The 16016-nt window shown below is 37.6% G+C and carries 18 protein-coding genes; all 18 read right to left on the reverse strand.

Annotation, left to right across the window (positions count from 1 at the left end; all coding sequences use genetic code 11):
- Nucleotides 1-158: 158 nt before the first annotated feature.
- The 18 genes from KPL75_RS05740 to fapR all read right to left on the reverse strand — a co-directional run bounded on the left by KPL75_RS05740 (nucleotide 159) and on the right by fapR (nucleotide 15957).
- A complete protein-coding gene (locus KPL75_RS05740) occupies nucleotides 159-932 on the reverse strand; it encodes a ribonuclease HII (protein ID WP_219919730.1) in 774 nt (257 codons plus the stop codon).
- Between the two features lie 55 nt (nucleotides 933-987).
- Nucleotides 988-1878: a ribosome biogenesis GTPase YlqF gene (gene ylqF, locus KPL75_RS05745; RefSeq protein ID WP_002088188.1), complete on the reverse strand. Its 891-nt coding sequence runs from the start codon at nucleotides 1876-1878 to the stop codon at nucleotides 988-990.
- A 20-nt stretch (nucleotides 1879-1898) separates the two neighbouring features.
- The gene (gene lepB / locus KPL75_RS05750; RefSeq protein ID WP_002066791.1) at nucleotides 1899-2450 is read right to left on the reverse strand and encodes a signal peptidase I; all 552 of its coding nucleotides are present in this window, start codon (nucleotides 2448-2450) and stop codon (nucleotides 1899-1901) included.
- Between the two features lie 100 nt (nucleotides 2451-2550).
- Entirely contained in the window at nucleotides 2551-2895 is a 345-nt protein-coding gene (gene rplS / locus KPL75_RS05755) for a 50S ribosomal protein L19 (protein ID WP_002014524.1), read from the reverse strand.
- A 146-nt stretch (nucleotides 2896-3041) separates the two neighbouring features.
- Nucleotides 3042-3776 (reverse strand): tRNA (guanosine(37)-N1)-methyltransferase TrmD, encoded by a 735-nt coding sequence (gene trmD / locus KPL75_RS05760; RefSeq protein ID WP_002014522.1) that lies wholly within the window; start codon nucleotides 3774-3776, stop codon nucleotides 3042-3044.
- Nucleotides 3776-4291 carry a ribosome maturation factor RimM gene (rimM, locus tag KPL75_RS05765; protein ID WP_002014521.1) on the reverse strand — a complete coding sequence of 172 codons (516 nt, stop codon included), beginning with the start codon at nucleotides 4289-4291 and terminating at the stop codon, nucleotides 3776-3778. The genes trmD and rimM overlap by 1 nt, the downstream gene beginning before the upstream one ends.
- A gap of 121 nt (nucleotides 4292-4412) precedes the next feature.
- Nucleotides 4413-4640 (reverse strand): KH domain-containing protein, encoded by a 228-nt coding sequence (locus KPL75_RS05770; RefSeq protein WP_219919731.1) that lies wholly within the window; start codon nucleotides 4638-4640, stop codon nucleotides 4413-4415.
- 14 nt (nucleotides 4641-4654) lie between these two features.
- Nucleotides 4655-4927 carry a 30S ribosomal protein S16 gene (gene rpsP / locus KPL75_RS05775; protein ID WP_219919732.1) on the reverse strand — a complete coding sequence of 91 codons (273 nt, stop codon included), beginning with the start codon at nucleotides 4925-4927 and terminating at the stop codon, nucleotides 4655-4657.
- 100 nt (nucleotides 4928-5027) lie between these two features.
- Nucleotides 5028-6377: a signal recognition particle protein gene (gene ffh, locus KPL75_RS05780; protein WP_002111383.1), complete on the reverse strand. Its 1350-nt coding sequence runs from the start codon at nucleotides 6375-6377 to the stop codon at nucleotides 5028-5030.
- 12 nt (nucleotides 6378-6389) lie between these two features.
- Nucleotides 6390-6722, reverse strand: coding sequence for a putative DNA-binding protein (locus KPL75_RS05785; RefSeq protein ID WP_002146089.1), 333 nt, complete (start codon nucleotides 6720-6722; stop codon nucleotides 6390-6392).
- Between the two features lie 132 nt (nucleotides 6723-6854).
- Nucleotides 6855-7844 (reverse strand): signal recognition particle-docking protein FtsY, encoded by a 990-nt coding sequence (gene ftsY, locus KPL75_RS05790; RefSeq protein WP_002146088.1) that lies wholly within the window; start codon nucleotides 7842-7844, stop codon nucleotides 6855-6857.
- Nucleotides 7845-7858: 14 nt separating this feature from the next.
- The gene (smc, locus tag KPL75_RS05795; protein ID WP_219919733.1) at nucleotides 7859-11428 is read right to left on the reverse strand and encodes a chromosome segregation protein SMC; all 3570 of its coding nucleotides are present in this window, start codon (nucleotides 11426-11428) and stop codon (nucleotides 7859-7861) included.
- A 148-nt stretch (nucleotides 11429-11576) separates the two neighbouring features.
- On the reverse strand, nucleotides 11577-12314 hold the full coding sequence (gene rncS, locus KPL75_RS05800) for a ribonuclease III (RefSeq protein ID WP_070144596.1): 738 nt from the start codon (nucleotides 12312-12314) through the stop codon (nucleotides 11577-11579).
- 58 nt (nucleotides 12315-12372) lie between these two features.
- Nucleotides 12373-12606, reverse strand: coding sequence for an acyl carrier protein (gene acpP, locus KPL75_RS05805; RefSeq protein ID WP_002014515.1), 234 nt, complete (start codon nucleotides 12604-12606; stop codon nucleotides 12373-12375).
- Nucleotides 12607-12675: 69 nt separating this feature from the next.
- Nucleotides 12676-13416, reverse strand: coding sequence for a 3-oxoacyl-[acyl-carrier-protein] reductase (fabG, locus tag KPL75_RS05810; RefSeq protein WP_002014514.1), 741 nt, complete (start codon nucleotides 13414-13416; stop codon nucleotides 12676-12678).
- Entirely contained in the window at nucleotides 13416-14360 is a 945-nt protein-coding gene (gene fabD, locus KPL75_RS05815; protein WP_219919734.1) for an ACP S-malonyltransferase, read from the reverse strand. The genes fabG and fabD overlap by 1 nt, the downstream gene beginning before the upstream one ends.
- A 14-nt stretch (nucleotides 14361-14374) precedes the next feature.
- Entirely contained in the window at nucleotides 14375-15367 is a 993-nt protein-coding gene (gene plsX / locus KPL75_RS05820) for a phosphate acyltransferase PlsX (protein WP_097949888.1), read from the reverse strand.
- On the reverse strand, nucleotides 15364-15957 hold the full coding sequence (fapR, locus tag KPL75_RS05825) for a transcription factor FapR (RefSeq protein WP_219919735.1): 594 nt from the start codon (nucleotides 15955-15957) through the stop codon (nucleotides 15364-15366). The genes plsX and fapR overlap by 4 nt, the downstream gene beginning before the upstream one ends.
- Between the last annotated feature and the right edge of the window lie 59 nt (nucleotides 15958-16016).

Below are 16016 nucleotides of genomic sequence, written 5' to 3' on the forward strand. Positions count from 1 at the left end.
AAAGTTTTTTAATGTTTAAAAAACATTACATTGCCATTGTATAAGATGATTGGCACGCTGTCTACAATAAAGTGTCAGAAAACTGAAATCGCTTTATTCTTTTTCGAAAATAATAATGTTTATATACCAAAATAAAAAATAAGCTGTGAATATACAGCTTATTTTTGAATCATATCTTTAATTGGCGCGAATGATTTTCGATGTTCCTCTAATACTCCATGCACTTCAATCGCTTCTAAATGCTGTTTCGTCCCATATCCCATATGTTGTTCAAACCCATATGCAGGATACTTCTCTCCTAACTCTTTCATCATGCGATCTCTCGTCACTTTCGCAATAATAGATGCAGCTGAAATAGAGACACTTTTCGTATCACCTTTAATGATTGATGTTTGCGGAATTGATGTAGGAAGCTTCATCGCATCGATTAATAAATATTCTGGTGTACATGATAAATTAGCAACTGCATCTAACATCGCTTGCTTCGTCGCTTGATAAATATTTATTTCATCAATAATTTGTGGTGATATAATTCCAACTCCAATCGCAATTGCATGCTCTTTAATTTCATCATAAAAACGCTCACGTTTCGCTTCACTTAATTTTTTCGAGTCATTTAATCCTGGAATATAAAAATCTTCCGGAAGGACGACAGCCGCCGTCACAACCGGTCCTGCTAACGGCCCACGGCCCACTTCATCAATACCAGCAATGTGTGTGAGGCCTTTTTCGCGCAACTCATTTTCGTATTTTGACATTTCTAGAAATTTTTCTCTTTCTTTTTGCGCTAACTCTTTTTGTTTATACCACTTCAAAATTAGTTTTTGAACACCTTTTCGCTCATCTTTCACTAACATTTGAAAACGCTCGTCTTCTTCACTCATAATTTCTTGCAGCAAACATTCAGCTTCATAAATAGTCATTTTTTGCATCCATTTACACTCCTTTTAAACGTAACCAAAAAGAAAAGACGTACAAACGCACGTCTTATACTTCTTCTACTTTTTCCACATCTTCTACCTGCTCTGCAAACTCTTCTGGTGTTTCAAACGTCATTTTTCCAAATCTTCCACCACGAAGCTCACGAAGTATAAGCTCAGATGTTTTATCATAATCAATCATTCCGCCGCCCATTAAGCAACCTCTGTTTTTTCCAATTGCATCAAATAACTCCACAATTTCTTCTGGAATGTCATTTAAATTATATCGCTCTTTTAAACGTTCTGGATAATGTTTTTCCATAAAACGTAACGCATAAATAGCTACATCCTGTAGATTTAATATAGAATCTTTAATTGCACCAGTCGTCGCTAAACGAAGACCAACTAATTCATCTTCAAATTTAGGCCACAAAATACCTGGTGTATCTAATAATTCCATTTCTTTTCCAACTTTAATCCACTGCTGGGCCGTTGTCACACCAGGACGATCTCCTGTTTTTGCTATATTCTTCTTCGCTAATTTATTAATCAGTGTAGATTTACCAACATTTGGAATACCTACAATTAAAGCACGAATTGCTCTCGGTCTAATGCCTTTAGCAACCATCTTATCGAATTTTTCTTTGACAAGCACTTTACAAGCTGCTGCAATTTCTTTCATACCTTGTCCAGCTTGCGCATTAATTGAAATTGCCTTTTGACCTCTTTCATCAAAATATGCAATCCACTGCTTTGTAAGACGGTCATCCGCCATATCCGCTTTATTTAAAACAACAAGCCTTGGTTTATGCGTAATAATTTCATCAATCATTGGATTACGAGAAGATAAAGGTAATCGAGCATCTACAAGCTCAATTACAACATCAATTAACTTTAATTTTTCTGTTACTTGGCGTCTAGCCTTTGCCATATGTCCCGGGAACCATTGGATTACCATGTTGCCACCTTCTTTTTCTTTTATTTCACAATACGTGCATCTTTTAACGGCCAATATAGCATATTTGCTTTACCAATCACTTGGTCCATTGAAATTGTACCAATCGAACGGCTATCTTTACTAAAACGACGATTATCGCCTAAAACAAATAATTGACCTTCTGGAACAGTTTTCTTTCCTGTCATTTCTTCAAGAGTAAAATCATATGTAAGCGGTCCGTCAGCAAGTTGTTTTTTCTGCTTATCTAAATACGGCTCCTCATAAGGTTTCCCGTTAACATATAGTTTATCATTACGGTATTCGATTTCGTCGCCTGGCAGGCCAATAATACGCTTAATATAATCTTTTTCTTCCGTCGCTCGGAATACAATAATATCAAAGCGTTTCGGATCACCTATGTGATAGCCAATTTTATTAACAATCATTCGATCACGATCATGTAAAGTTGGCGACATCGATACACCATCTACGAGAATTGGGGCAAAGAAAAACTGTCTAATTACGCCCGCTAATACAACAGCAATCAAAATTGCTTTGATCCATTCCCAAAGTGAGCTCTTCTCTTTTTTCATGTTTTCCCCTCCACAGTTATGTAAGCTGCTCGTATTATACCAAAATTTCATATAGATTGGAAAAAGGGAGCTTGTGTATTTACAAGCTCCCATACATGTCTTATCGAATTTCTTTAATACGTGCTTTTTTACCGCGAAGGTTACGTAAGTAGTATAACTTAGCACGACGTACTTTACCACGGCGAAGTACTTCGATGTTCGCGATTCTTGGCGTGTGAACTGGGAATGTACGCTCAACACCTACACCGTAAGAAATCTTACGAACTGTGAATGTTTCACTGATTCCGCCACCACGACGTTTAATTACAACACCTTCAAAAAGCTGAATTCTTTCACGAGTTCCCTCAACTACTTTTACGTGTACACGTAAAGTGTCTCCAGGACGGAATGAAGGAAGGTCAGTTTTTAATTGGCCTTTTGTGATTTCTGTGATTAATTGTTGCATATTAAATTCTCTCCTTTAAACAGATGCTCTTATAAAGTCTTATTAAATTACAGCGGAACATCGTTAATACGGCTACTGATTTCAGTAGCACAAATGTTATAATAGCATATTGCTAGGACTGTTGCAATAGAAAATATATCAAGCCCTTATCGGTCTTCTTTAATCTGTTCCAGCCATTTCTCTTCTTGCTTAGATAATTCTCGTTCTTCTAGTAAATCCGGTCTACGTGTGTACGTACGACGTAGTGACTCTTTATGGCGCCATTCATCAATGTTTTTATGATTTCCTGACATTAGTACATCCGGTACCTTCATACCACGAAAATCAGCAGGACGTGTATAATGCGGGTGCTCTAACAAACCTGTGCTAAAAGAGTCTTCCACTTGTGACGTTTGATTCCCAAGTACTCCTGGCAAAAGACGTACAACACTGTCAGTGACTACCATAGAAGCCAATTCTCCACCCGTTAATACGTAATCTCCAATAGAAATCTCATCTGTTACAAGATGCTCACGAATTCGTTCATCGTATCCTTCATAATGGCCACATACAAAAATAACATGCTCTTCTCCAGCAAGCTCTTCTGCCTTCTTCTGCGTGAAACGCTCTCCTTGTGGACACATTAAGACGATTCTCGGCTTACGGTCTGTTTCCTTCGTTAACTCTTCTACTGCGTCAAAGATAGGTTGCGGGGTTAATACCATACCAGCGCCCCCACCATACGGATAATCATCTACACTATTATGCTTACTAGTTGTATACTCACGGAAATTGACAACACGAAGCTCTACCGCTTCTTTTTCTTGTGCTTTCTTTAAAATTGAAGACCCAAATACTCCCGTAAACATATCTGGAAACAATGTTAAAATGTCAATTTTCATTATAGTAGCCCTTCCATTACATGAATGGTTACTAATTTATTTTCAATGTTAACTTGAAGTACAACGTCATCAATATAAGGAATTAACAGATCTTGACCCTTCGGACGCTTAATCACCCAAACGTCATTCGCACCAGGAGATAGAATCTCTTTGATTGTCCCTAACGCTTCTCCTTCTTCCGTTACAACGTTGCAACCAATAATTTCATGGTAGTAGTATTCACCTTCAGCTAGTTCGCCTAACTGCTCTTCTGGTACTTTTATTAAAGAACCTTTAAGCTTCTCTACTTCATCTACATTGTTGTATCCTTCAAGTGTTAATAAATCAAATGTCTTATGTTGACGATGAGAAGTTACCTTCACTGTAAGATAGTCTGTACCTTTCTCATCCCATATGTATAACGTGTTCCCTACTTTATATCGCTCTTCTGGAAAATCAGTACGCGAAATAACACGAATTTCTCCTTTTACGCCATGAGTATTTACAATTTTCCCTACGTTAAACCATTTTGTCATAAATAGTATGTCACCCCTGGTTTCTATATAAATTAAGCATTTCCATTTTATATATGGAACATGCAATTTCTCTTTAAATGTTAAAAAAGGGAGAGGAAATAATTCCTCGCCCTTTTTACGTTTATTGAATTTCCAGTGTGACGTTCTCATCATTATGATGTCCCACTGAATACAAGAGCATTCGAATCGCTTTCGCAACTCTCCCTTGCTTTCCAATGACTTTTCCAACATCCTCAGGATGTACAGTTAATCGATACTTTATTTCTCCGTTGCAAAGTTCCTGTGTAACTTTTACATCTCCAGGATGATCCACAAGAGGTTTAACAATTGTCTCGACTAACATTTTCATTGTCATTGCCTCAATTACTTACCTTGTTTAGATAAGTGGAATTTCTCCATGATACCTTGGTTAGAGAAAAGATTACGAACTGTATCAGATGGTTTAGCACCATTTCCTAACCATTTTAATGCTGCTTCTTCGTTGATCTTACAATCCGCTGGTTGAGCAACCGGATTGTAAGTACCGATTTCCTCAATGAAACGTCCGTCACGAGGAGAACGAGAATCTGCAACAACTACACGATAGAAAGGAGTTTTTTTAGCTCCCATACGTTTTAAACGAATTTTAACTGCCATTTATAAAGCACCTCCGAATTTATTTCACACAGATAATTATATTAGCAAAAAGACTATTGCTTTGTAAAGTGTTTTTTCTTAACAGAGCCATCTTTTTTCCTTACATGAATGGAAACTTCAATCCACCTAGTCCTTTTTTCTTACCTTTTTGCATTCCCGTCATCGTCTTCATCATTTTTTTCATATCATCAAATTGCTTGATTAGACGATTGATTTCTTGTACTGTTGTACCGCTACCTTTGGCAATGCGCTTTTTACGACTAGCATTGATTATTTCCGGTTGTTCTCGTTCTACTTTAGTCATAGAACGAATAATTGCCTCAATATGCCCAATTTGTTTTTCATCAACTTGTGCATTTTTCAGCCCTTTAATTTTATTTGCACCAGGAAGCATTCCTAACAATTCGTCAAGCGGTCCAAGTTGACGCACTTGTCCAAGTTGTTCTAGGAAATCGTCAAGCGTAAACGAAAGCGTACGCATTTTTTGCTCAAGTTCTTTTGCTTTCTCTTCATCAACTGTAGCTTGCGCTTTTTCAATTAATGTTAAGACGTCGCCCATCCCTAAAATACGGGATGCCATACGTTCTGGATGGAACGCTTCAATTGCATCTAGTTTTTCACCCATACCAGCAAATTTAATTGGTGTATTTGTTACAGCCTTAATAGATAATGCCGCACCACCGCGCGTATCACCATCTAATTTCGTTAATACAACACCTGTTAATCCTAGCTGTTCATGGAAACTTTGTGCTACATTTACCGCGTCTTGTCCTGTCATCGCATCGACAACAAGGAAAATTTCATCCGGTTTCGCAACTTCTTTGACTTTCGCTAATTCATCCATTAGTTCTTCATCAATATGCAGGCGACCCGCTGTATCGATTAAAACATAATCGTGATGATCTTCTTTTGCTTTCGCAATCGCTTGTTTCGCAATTTCAACCGGACTTACTTGATCTCCTAAGGAGAAAACAGGCATGTCCAATTGCTTCCCTAATGTTTCAAGCTGTTTGATCGCTGCTGGACGGTAAATATCCGCTGCAACAAGCATCGGTTTACGATTATGCTTTTTACGAAGCAAATTCGCAAGCTTACCTGTCGTCGTTGTTTTACCCGCACCTTGCAGACCAACCATCATTATAACAGTAGGTGGCTTATTAGCAACAGCAATTTTGCTTTGCTCTCCGCCCATAAGTTCTGTAAGTTCTTCCTGTACGATTTTAATTACTTGTTGTCCAGGTGTCAAACTTTTCATTACATCTTGTCCGACAGCACGCTCAGACACACGCTTTATAAAATCTTTTACTACTTTAAAGTTAACATCTGCCTCTAAAAGAGCTAGACGAACTTCTCTCATCATTTCTTTCACATCGGCTTCAGAAACTTTTCCTTTGCCGCGGATTTTTTGCATTGTCTGTTGAAGTCGGTCGGCTAATCCTTCAAATGCCATATTGCCGCCCTCCTAATCTAATTTTTCGATAGCTTCAACAACTTGTTTCATTTTTTCATTCACATGCTCTTCTTCGCTGATTAGCTGTTTTAGCTTTGCAACAAGTCGCTGTCGCTCTTGAAACTTTTGAAGTAATACTAATTTATCTTCATATTCTTCAAGCATCGCTTCAGTCCGTTTAATGTTATCATACACGGCTTGGCGACTTACATCAAATTCTTCCGCAATTTCACCAAGAGATAAATCATCTAGATAATAAAGCGACATATAACTTCTTTGTTTTTGCGTTAACAACGATTGATAAAAATCAAATAAATAGTTCATTCTCGTTGTTTTCTCGAGCATGTTGGATCATCCTTTGTTAAGTGATTTCCCTTTACATGATTTAGTTTACATGGAGTGCAAAAGAGTGTCAAGTTTTTTTCTTAACATCACATATTTTTATAGAAAAAGAAGCGGAAATACCGCTTCTTTCACTTACACTTCTTCTGTTTCTACTAAGTTCGCAAACAAACCATAAACATATTGTTCTGGATCAAACTGCTGCAGATCATCCATTTGCTCTCCTAGCCCAACAAATTTCACCGGAACATCCATTTCGTTACGAATCGCTAAGACGATACCACCTTTAGCAGTTCCATCTAACTTCGTTAAAACAATACCAGTAACATTCGTTGCTTCACGGAATGTTTTCGCTTGGCTTAAACCATTTTGTCCTGTTGTTGCATCAATAACTAGTAATACTTCATGAGGAGCCCCTGGTACTTCGCGCTCAATTACGCGCTTCACTTTCTCTAACTCTTTCATTAAGTTTACTTTATTTTGTAAGCGTCCTGCTGTATCACATAGCAATACATCCACTTTACGGGCCTTTGCCGCTTGTACTGCATCATACATAACCGCCGCTGGATCAGATCCTGATTCTTGTTTAATTACTTCTACACCAACACGATCGCCCCATACTTCTAATTGTTCAATCGCTCCAGCACGGAATGTATCTCCTGCCGCCAATAGGACAGACTTACCTTCTGATTTAAATTTATGTGCAAGCTTACCAATCGTCGTCGTTTTCCCCACACCATTTACACCAACAAATAAAACTACTGTTAATTGATCCTCTTGTATATTAACTTCATTACTAAAGTCGCTGTCACCTTTGTAAATTCCCACTAACTTTTCAGAAATAACAGCCTGTACTTCTTTCGGATCTTGAATGTTACGACGTTGCACTTCTTCTTTTAACTGATCAATTAATTCCATCACTGTCGAAACTCCGACATCCGCACTAATTAAAATTTCTTCTAATTCCTCAAAGAAGTCTTCGTCTATTTTACGGTAACGGTACACTAAATCATTTACTTTATCAGCAAATGAATTTCTCGTTTTTTCTAATCCTTGTTTAAACTTCTCTGTTACCGTATCCGTTTGTTTTGAAATTTTTTCTTTTAATTTTTTTAAAAAACTCATACTTCCCATCCTTCCTATCTACTTGCAACAAGTTCTTCGCCATCATCTAAACGAACAGAAACAAGCTTCGACACCCCTGATTCTTGCATTGTGACACCATACAATACATCAGACTCTTCCATTGTACCTTTTCGGTGTGTAATTACAATAAACTGTGTTTCATCACTAAATTTCTTTAAATACTGCGCAAAACGAGCAACGTTTGCCTCATCAAGAGCTGCTTCTACTTCATCTAGCACACAGAATGGAACTGGGCGTACTTTTAAAATACCAAATAAGAGCGCAATTGCCGTTAAAGCACGCTCTCCCCCTGAAAGTAAACCTAAGTTTTGTAGTTTCTTTCCTGGTGGTTGCGCGACAATATCAATACCAGTATTTAGTAAATCTTCCGGATTTATCATTACTAAATCCGCTCTACCGCCCCCGAATAGTTCAGAGAATACAGATTGAAACTCTGTTCGAATCCCTTCAAACGTAGTAGAAAAGCGTTTTTTCATCTCTTCATCCATTTCCGTAATAAGTTGATGCAATGTCGATTTCGCTTCTTCCAGATCATCTCTTTGCTCTAATAAGAATGTATGGCGCTCTGCTACACGTTCATACTCATCAATTGCCCCTAAATTTACTGCGCCTAACTCTTCGATGGATAGTTTAATTAGTTTCACCTTTTTACGCGCATCTTCTGCAGGCATCATCATTGTATACTTAAGTTTTGCTGCTTCAAATGAAATAGTATATGTTTCACGTAAATGTTGCAATCTATTTTCCAGCTCTACATCAAGTCGGTTAATTTTCACTTCTTGATCTTTCAGCATCTCAAGAATATATTTATGTTTACCTATTGTTTCTTTCGTACCGCGCTCTAAATGCTCAACTCTTTCTTGCAATGATACGCGTTGTTCACGACGAGAACGAATTAACTCCGAAGTTTGATTACGATCATACGCTTTCTTCTCAATCATATTCGTAATTTGTTCTTCGCCACTTGAATTAGATGTCATCTCTTGCTTTAAGAACGCTAAATCTTCTTTCGTTTTTACAAGCGTCGCATCAGTCTCTTCTTTTTCCTTCGTCAATCGTTCGACTTTTTCTTTTTGATTAGACAAACGTTGTTGTTGTTCAGCAGCTTGCACTTTTAGCTCCGTCATTTCCTTCTGAACTTTTTCTTTTGAAGAATGTTGTTCACTTTTTTGTTTCGTTAAAACGACGATTTTGCTATCTAATTCCCCAATCTCCGTTTGAAGAGTAGCTAAAATCTTTTCTAACTCTTCTTTACGCCCTTGCATTTTTACTTGATCTTGTAAAAATCCTTCAATCTCTAAATCGTAAATCGATAAACGATCATTAATACGATGTTCATCTAATTCTAAACGATTAATTTCTTCTCTTAGCTTCTGTTCATCTACACGTTCGGTCTCTACACCTTGGCGTAGCTCTCGTATTTGTACTTCTTTTTCTTGAATCTCTTGCTTTACTGCTTTAACAAAGTTTTCTAGCTTCGTTGTTTTTTCTTCCATGTCAGTTAGTTTTTTATTCCACTCTTCAAGTTCACGTTGACGTCCCAATAAAGAGGATTTCGCTTGTTTTACAGCTCCACCCGTCATAGAACCACCCGGATTCACTACGTCACCTTCGAGTGTTACAATACGATAGCGGTATTGCAGTTGTTTCGCTAACTCATTTGCTCCGCGTAAATCTTTCGCAACAACAACTGTACCTAATAAACTTGAAACTACATTCTCATATTTATTATTGTACTGCACAAGTTCTGCCGCTACACCCACAAACGATGGATGTTGATTCACAATGCGTAATTGATCAAATGATAGCGATCGGCTTTTAATAACAGCTTGAGGTAAAAACGTTGCACGGCCATGTTTATTTTGCTTTAAAAATGTAATTGCATTACGAGCATGTTCTTCTGTTTGTACTACGATATGTTGCATCGCTGCCCCAAGGGCGATTTCCATTGCGATTTCATATTCTTTCGGCACAGTCAGAAGTTCTGCAACAGCCCCCTCAATACCTTGTAGTCTATTTTCTCTAGCCTTTAATACTTCACGTACCCCTTGATAGAAGCCAGAGTAGTCCTCTTGCATCTCTTCTAACATTTCTTTCCGAGAGCGCGCCTGTTGTACAAATTGATACGCTTGATACAGTTTCGTTTCATTTTCACTATACTGTGACTTACATTTCCCAAGTGCCGTTTCTGTCTTCTGTATGTTAGAAATAATGCCAGCTATTTTCTCTCTCGCTTGCTCATAACTTTCTACAAGTTTCGCTTTTTTCGCTGTAATTTCCACACGCATCTGTACATACTTTTCATTTTCTTCATCAAGTCGTTCGTTTTTAGAGTTTTGCTGTTTTGATTGTTCTTCAATCATAGATAATTCATTACGAAGACTTGCTTGTTGATTTAAAAGTTCAATATAGTCACCTTTTAAATTCTCAATTTGTTCCTCTAAATTCTCAGCAAAAGTCGCAAGTAATTGCTCGTTATCATGCAATTTCTTCTCCAATTCTTTTACTTGATTCACAAATTGCATTAACGCTTCTGTACTTGCTTCAATTTCGCCATCATAACTTGTAGCTTTCTCTGTTAATTCAACAATTAGCTTTTCAAGCTGCGCACAATGTGTCGTTGCATTTTGCTTTCTTTCCTTTAACAGCTCGCGTTGCCCTTCTAGTTTTTCTAGTTCTTTACTAGACAGAAGTAGAACTTCTTGTAAGGAATTTACAGATTCATCAACGGCTTGTAATTGCCCGCGTAATTCCTCAAGCTCTTCTTCACTTTTTTGTAAGTTCGCCGACATTTTAGCTTCTTCATCTTTATTATGCCCAAATTGATTTCGAAGCGCTTCCCACTTTGCATGTAATTCTTCAATTTCATGTACAATAAGTGCAGCTTCTACCTTCTCTAATTCTTCTTTTTTCTCAAGATAATCTTTCGCAATAGAAGCTTGTCTTTCTAATGGTTCTACTTGACTACTTAATTCGTGAATAATATCTTGTACACGATTTAAGTTTTCTTGTGTTTCCGCCAATTTCCCTTCAGCTTTCTTTTTACGAAGTTTGTATTTCAGTACACCCGCAGCTTCTTCAAATACACCACGACGTTCTTCTGATTTACTACTCAAAATCTCTTCGACTTTCCCCTGGCTAATAATTGAAAAAGCTTCTCTTCCCATACCAGAGTCCATAAATAAATCAATAATATCTTTCAATCTACAAGATTGTTTATTAATATAAAAATCACTATCACCCGAACGAGATACACGACGCGTTACACACACCTCGTTATACTCAATCGGTAAGCGTTGGTCTTCATTATTTAAAGTTAATGTAACTTCAGCAACATTAACCGCTCTTCTCGTATCACTACCGGCAAAAATAATATCCTCCATCTTTGCACCGCGTAATGACTTTGCAGATTGTTCACCAAGTACCCAGCGAATTGCATCAGTAATATTACTTTTCCCGCTCCCGTTAGGTCCTACTACAGAAGTTACACCTGGAACAAAATCGACAGATACACGCTCAGCAAAAGATTTAAATCCTGCTATTTCTAATCTTTTTAAAAACACGAAAGGCCTTCCTCCTATTCTCCGTTGTTGTAAACGTTGTCTGTACGAAAACAAACTACTATACGGATTTCCCACTCCTTTTATTTATAAATAAAAGGAAAGTTTCATTCTATGCATAAGGAATCCCCCTCATTCAAAGGGGGATTCCTCATGATTGTTCTTTTAATTTTTTCAATGCTTCTGCAGCAGCTTGTTGCTCTGCCTCTTTTTTTGACTTACCACTTCCAAGACCTAATGCCTCATTATTTAAAGTTACACGGGACACAAATTCTCGGTTGTGGGCCGGTCCTTTTTCTTGCAAAATTTGATACTCAATATTGCCACTACCATCACGCTGAATCAATTCTTGCAATTGACTCTTATAATCCATCACATGAGAAAAAGCACCTTCATTAATTTTTGGATATACAACTTCTTTTAAGTATCCCCAAACTGTTTCTAGCCCTTGATCAAGATAAAGGGCACCAATAAACGCTTCAAAGACATCCGCTAATAAAGCTGGTCGTTCACGTCCACCCGTCATTTCCTCACCTTTTCCTAATAAAACAAGGCTACCAAATGACATTTCGTTTGCAAAACGAACAAGAGATGGCTCACATACAATAGCTGCACGTAGTTTTGTTAACTCTCCTTCGCTCATTGTCGGATATTTTTGAAACAGATACTGTGATACAGTGAGTTCCAATACAGCATCGCCAAGAAATTCAAGACGCTCATTGTCCTCATGCGGTTTTTTTCGATGCTCATTCACATACGATGAATGCGTAAATGCTTGAATCAATAATTTTTCATCTGTAAACGTAATACCTATCTTTTCTTGAAATACTTTAAAAGCTTCACGATATTTTGCTTCGTATTTTTTTTCTCTATGTTTTCGGTACGGCATAGGTCCCTCCAGATATAAGCCGAGAAGCCCCGTTAAAAAACGGGACTTCACTTAAGCATTATAGATGACTCTCTATGTAAGTCACAGCATCGCCAACAGTAGCAATCTTTTCAGCATCTTCATCAGAAATTTCCATTTCGAATTCATCTTCTAATTGCATTACAAGTTCTACTACATCTAGGGAGTCTGCGCCTAAATCTTCTTTGAAACTTGCAGCTGGTACTACTTCAGTTTCTTCTACTCCTAAACGATCAACGACAATTTTTGTTACACGCTCTAAAACATCTGCCATTCTATTCACCTCCCCTCAAATATTATATAAAATATTGTCCAAAAAAACTAGGTGAAATCGATTCTTTTATTACATTACCATACCGCCATCAACATTTAACGTTTGACCTGTAACATATTTACTTTGATCAGAAGCAAAAAATGTTACAGTATTTGCGATATCTTGTGCTTCTCCAAACTGAGCTGCAGGAATTAATTTTAACATTTCTGCTTTTATATTTTCATCTAATACATCCGTCATATCAGTCGCAATAAACCCTGGAGCGATTGCATTTACAGTAATATTTCGGCTCGCTAATTCTTTTGCTGATGTTTTTGTTAATCCAATTACACCAGCTTTAGCAGCAACATAATTTGCTTGTCCTGGGTTTCCTGTTACACCAACAACAGAAGCGATATTAATAATACGTCCATGACGTTGACGCATCATATAGCGCGATACTGCTTTCGTACATAAGAAAACACCTTTTAAGTTTGTATTAATAACTGTATCCCATTCTTCTTCTTTCATACGCATTAATAAATTATCTTTTGTTACACCAGCATTATTTACAAGAATATCAACTTGTCCGAACGTATCTACAGTTTGTTTCACCATTGCAGTAACATCATCAGCATTTGCAACATCTGCTCTTACTGCAATGGCATCTGAACCTAATTTCTTTATTTCATCAACTACTTCATTCGCCTTTTGCTCATTACCGGCATAATTTACTACAACATTTGCCCCTTGTTTCGCTAAATCAATGGCAATCGCACGACCAATCCCACGTGAAGCACCAGTTACTAATGCTACTTTCCCTTTTAACATCAGCTTTCTCCTCTCAAATTTGAAATGGTATCTTTTAATGTCTCTTCATCATATATTGCATATGCTTTCACTGAAGAATCAATCGACTTCATAAGACCAGCAAGTACTTTTCCAGGTCCGATTTCAATAAATGTATCTACCCCTTGATTCACCATATACTCAATAGATGGGTACCATAATACAGGCGAATAGAGCTGTTCAATTAGCTTTTCTTGAATATCTGTACCACGTGTAATAACATCTGCCGTAACATTTGCAATAACAGGAATATTCGTGTCTTGAATTGTAATTTCATTTAAAACACTTTGGAATTTCTCAGCAGCTGGTTTCATAAGCGAGGAATGAAACGGTCCACTTACTTTGAGCGGAATTGCTCTTTTAGCACCATTTTCTTTCGCTCTTTGAGAAGCAAGTTCTACTCCTTGCTTTGTTCCAGAAATAACAATTTGCTTAGTACTATTCATATTAGCAATTTGTACTGCGTATCCTTCACTTGTTACTTCTTCTGTAACTCGTTTCAGCATATCCGGATCTGCACCTAAAATAGCTGCCATTGCACCTTCCCCGCCTGGAACAGCTTCTTCCATATATTCTCCACGTTTCCTTACAGCATATACAGCATCTTCGAATGTTAATGCACCAGCAGCTACAAGAGCGCTATATTCACCTAAACTATGTCCTGCGACAAAACCAGGTGTAATATCATACTCCTTCAAAGCTGTTAAAATCGCAAAGCTCGTTGTTAATAATGCCGGCTGCGCATTTGTCGTTAATGTTAACTTTTCCTGCGGTCCTTCAAAAATCACTTCTGAAAGAGAATCATGCAAAACCTCATCCGCTTTTGCAAACACTTTCGCAACCTCTTTATTATTCTCCGCTAACTGTCTACCCATTCCAACTGCCTGTGAACCTTGGCCCGGAAAAAGAAATGCTATTTTTCCCATTTCAAATCCTCCTCTTATTGAAGCGGCTCCTTCTCCATTACACTTGAAATTGTAGGAATTACTTCTTTCGCTACCATTTCTCTCGTTTGACGAATCGCACTAAATATCGATTGGTCATTAGAAGAACCGTGAGCCTTAATGACAGGAGCTTTCAATCCAAACAACGCCGCTCCTCCATACTCCGAATAATCCATTTTATCTTTTAATACCATAAGTTTTGGTTTTAATACCGCTGCTGCTAATTTGCTCGTAAACGAACTCATTAATTGTTCTTTTAACATAGAGAATAACGCAAGTGCTGTTCCTTCTAATGATTTTAGCGCTACATTACCCGTAAAACCATCACATACAACAACGTCTGCTACACCTTGCAATAAATCTCTTGATTCAACGTTTCCAACGAAATTAATTGGTGCATCCTTGAGCATAGCAAAGACCTGTTTTGAAAGCTCGTTTCCTTTACCATCCTCTGTTCCAACGTTTAAAAGCCCAACGCGTGGATTTTTAATTCCTCTTACCTTCTCTGCGTAAACAGAGCCCATTACTGCATATTGATATAAATGAATTGGTTTTGCATCAACATTGGCTCCAACATCTAACATAACAAAACCTTCTCCATCAACAGTTGGCATTGTAGGTGATAAAGCTGGTCGTTCAATTCCTTCCATACGACCAACAACAAACAATCCAGCTGCCATCAAAGCTCCTGTACTACCTGCTGATATACAAGCATCCGCTACACCGTCTTTTACTTGCTGCGCCGCTAGTACCATTGAAGCTTGTTTTTTTCGACGAACCGCTCTTACTGGTTCGTCTGTCGATTCGATTTTTTCGTCCGTATGAATTATAGTAATTCGCTCTTCACTCGTTAAATATTGACGAATTTCCTCTTCTTTCCCTACTAACGTAATATGTAAATCTGAGTATTCCTTAATAGCTTTCATTGCTCCTAACACTACCGCTTTTGGTGCATGATCGCCGCCCATTGCATCTATTGCGATTTTCATAAGTTGTTACCTTCCTCACTATAATTACTAGATCGATACATTTCAAAAGTGCCTGTGAAAACAAGTTCTTCTCCAACAAAGCTACGCACTTTGACAACCGTCCGTCCTTTATCATTCTCTACATCTTCAACACGTGCTTTTGCAACAACACGCTCTCCTAATTTTACAGGACGAATATATCGAATGGTGGACTTTGCAGTTAAAGCTAATTCCTCATCAATAACCGCAACAGCTAGTGAGTTTGCTTGTGCAAACAAATGATGCCCACGAGCAATTTGATTTCTTTTAAATACATGTTCTACCTTTACTTCAAAGATAGAAATCGCATGTCTATCTAATTCTATATCGATAATTTCTCCGACAACCTCTTCTAACGGTAAAGACTTCACATCTTCTTCATGTTGTTTTGTAGCCACATGCTTAATTCGTTCTCTTAATTCAGGAATAGATAATTCCATACGATCGAGACGAACAGTTTGTATGCTCACTTGAAATTTTTCCGCTAAATCTTCATCCGTTATAAAAGGATTCGTTTCTATTGTTTGTTGTAATAATTCTTGTCTTTCTTTTTTACTTTTTCTTTTTTTCATACCGCACCATCCATTTTTATGACTAGGTACTAAAAGTAGTATATAATCATTAAAAGTAG

Source organism: Bacillus sp. NP247, assembly GCF_018966865.1.
Lineage (GTDB): Bacteria > Bacillota > Bacilli > Bacillales > Bacillaceae_G > Bacillus_A.

Coding starts and splice junctions, on each gene's coding strand:
- rpsP (WP_219919732.1), bottom strand. CDS start 4,927: ATGGCAGTTAAAATTCGTTTAAAACGTATGGGAGCTAAAAAAACTCCT.
- rncS (WP_070144596.1), bottom strand. CDS start 12,314: ATGCCGTACCGAAAACATAGAGAAAAAAAATACGAAGCAAAATATCGT.
- plsX (WP_097949888.1), bottom strand. CDS start 15,367: ATGAAAATCGCAATAGATGCAATGGGCGGCGATCATGCACCAAAAGCG.
- fabG (WP_002014514.1), bottom strand. CDS start 13,416: ATGTTAAAAGGGAAAGTAGCATTAGTAACTGGTGCTTCACGTGGGATT.
- KPL75_RS05785 (WP_002146089.1), bottom strand. CDS start 6,722: ATGCTCGAGAAAACAACGAGAATGAACTATTTATTTGATTTTTATCAA.
- trmD (WP_002014522.1), bottom strand. CDS start 3,776: ATGAAAATTGACATTTTAACATTGTTTCCAGATATGTTTACGGGAGTA.
- KPL75_RS05770 (WP_219919731.1), bottom strand. CDS start 4,640: ATGAAAATGTTAGTCGAGACAATTGTTAAACCTCTTGTGGATCATCCT.
- fapR (WP_219919735.1), bottom strand. CDS start 15,957: ATGAAAAAAAGAAAAAGTAAAAAAGAAAGACAAGAATTATTACAACAA.
- lepB (WP_002066791.1), bottom strand. CDS start 2,450: ATGAAAAAAGAGAAGAGCTCACTTTGGGAATGGATCAAAGCAATTTTG.
- ffh (WP_002111383.1), bottom strand. CDS start 6,377: ATGGCATTTGAAGGATTAGCCGACCGACTTCAACAGACAATGCAAAAA.
- rplS (WP_002014524.1), bottom strand. CDS start 2,895: ATGCAACAATTAATCACAGAAATCACAAAAGGCCAATTAAAAACTGAC.
- KPL75_RS05740 (WP_219919730.1), bottom strand. CDS start 932: ATGCAAAAAATGACTATTTATGAAGCTGAATGTTTGCTGCAAGAAATT.
- ftsY (WP_002146088.1), bottom strand. CDS start 7,844: ATGAGTTTTTTAAAAAAATTAAAAGAAAAAATTTCAAAACAAACGGAT.
- rimM (WP_002014521.1), bottom strand. CDS start 4,291: ATGACAAAATGGTTTAACGTAGGGAAAATTGTAAATACTCATGGCGTA.
- fabD (WP_219919734.1), bottom strand. CDS start 14,360: ATGGGAAAAATAGCATTTCTTTTTCCGGGCCAAGGTTCACAGGCAGTT.
- acpP (WP_002014515.1), bottom strand. CDS start 12,606: ATGGCAGATGTTTTAGAGCGTGTAACAAAAATTGTCGTTGATCGTTTA.
- ylqF (WP_002088188.1), bottom strand. CDS start 1,878: ATGGTAATCCAATGGTTCCCGGGACATATGGCAAAGGCTAGACGCCAA.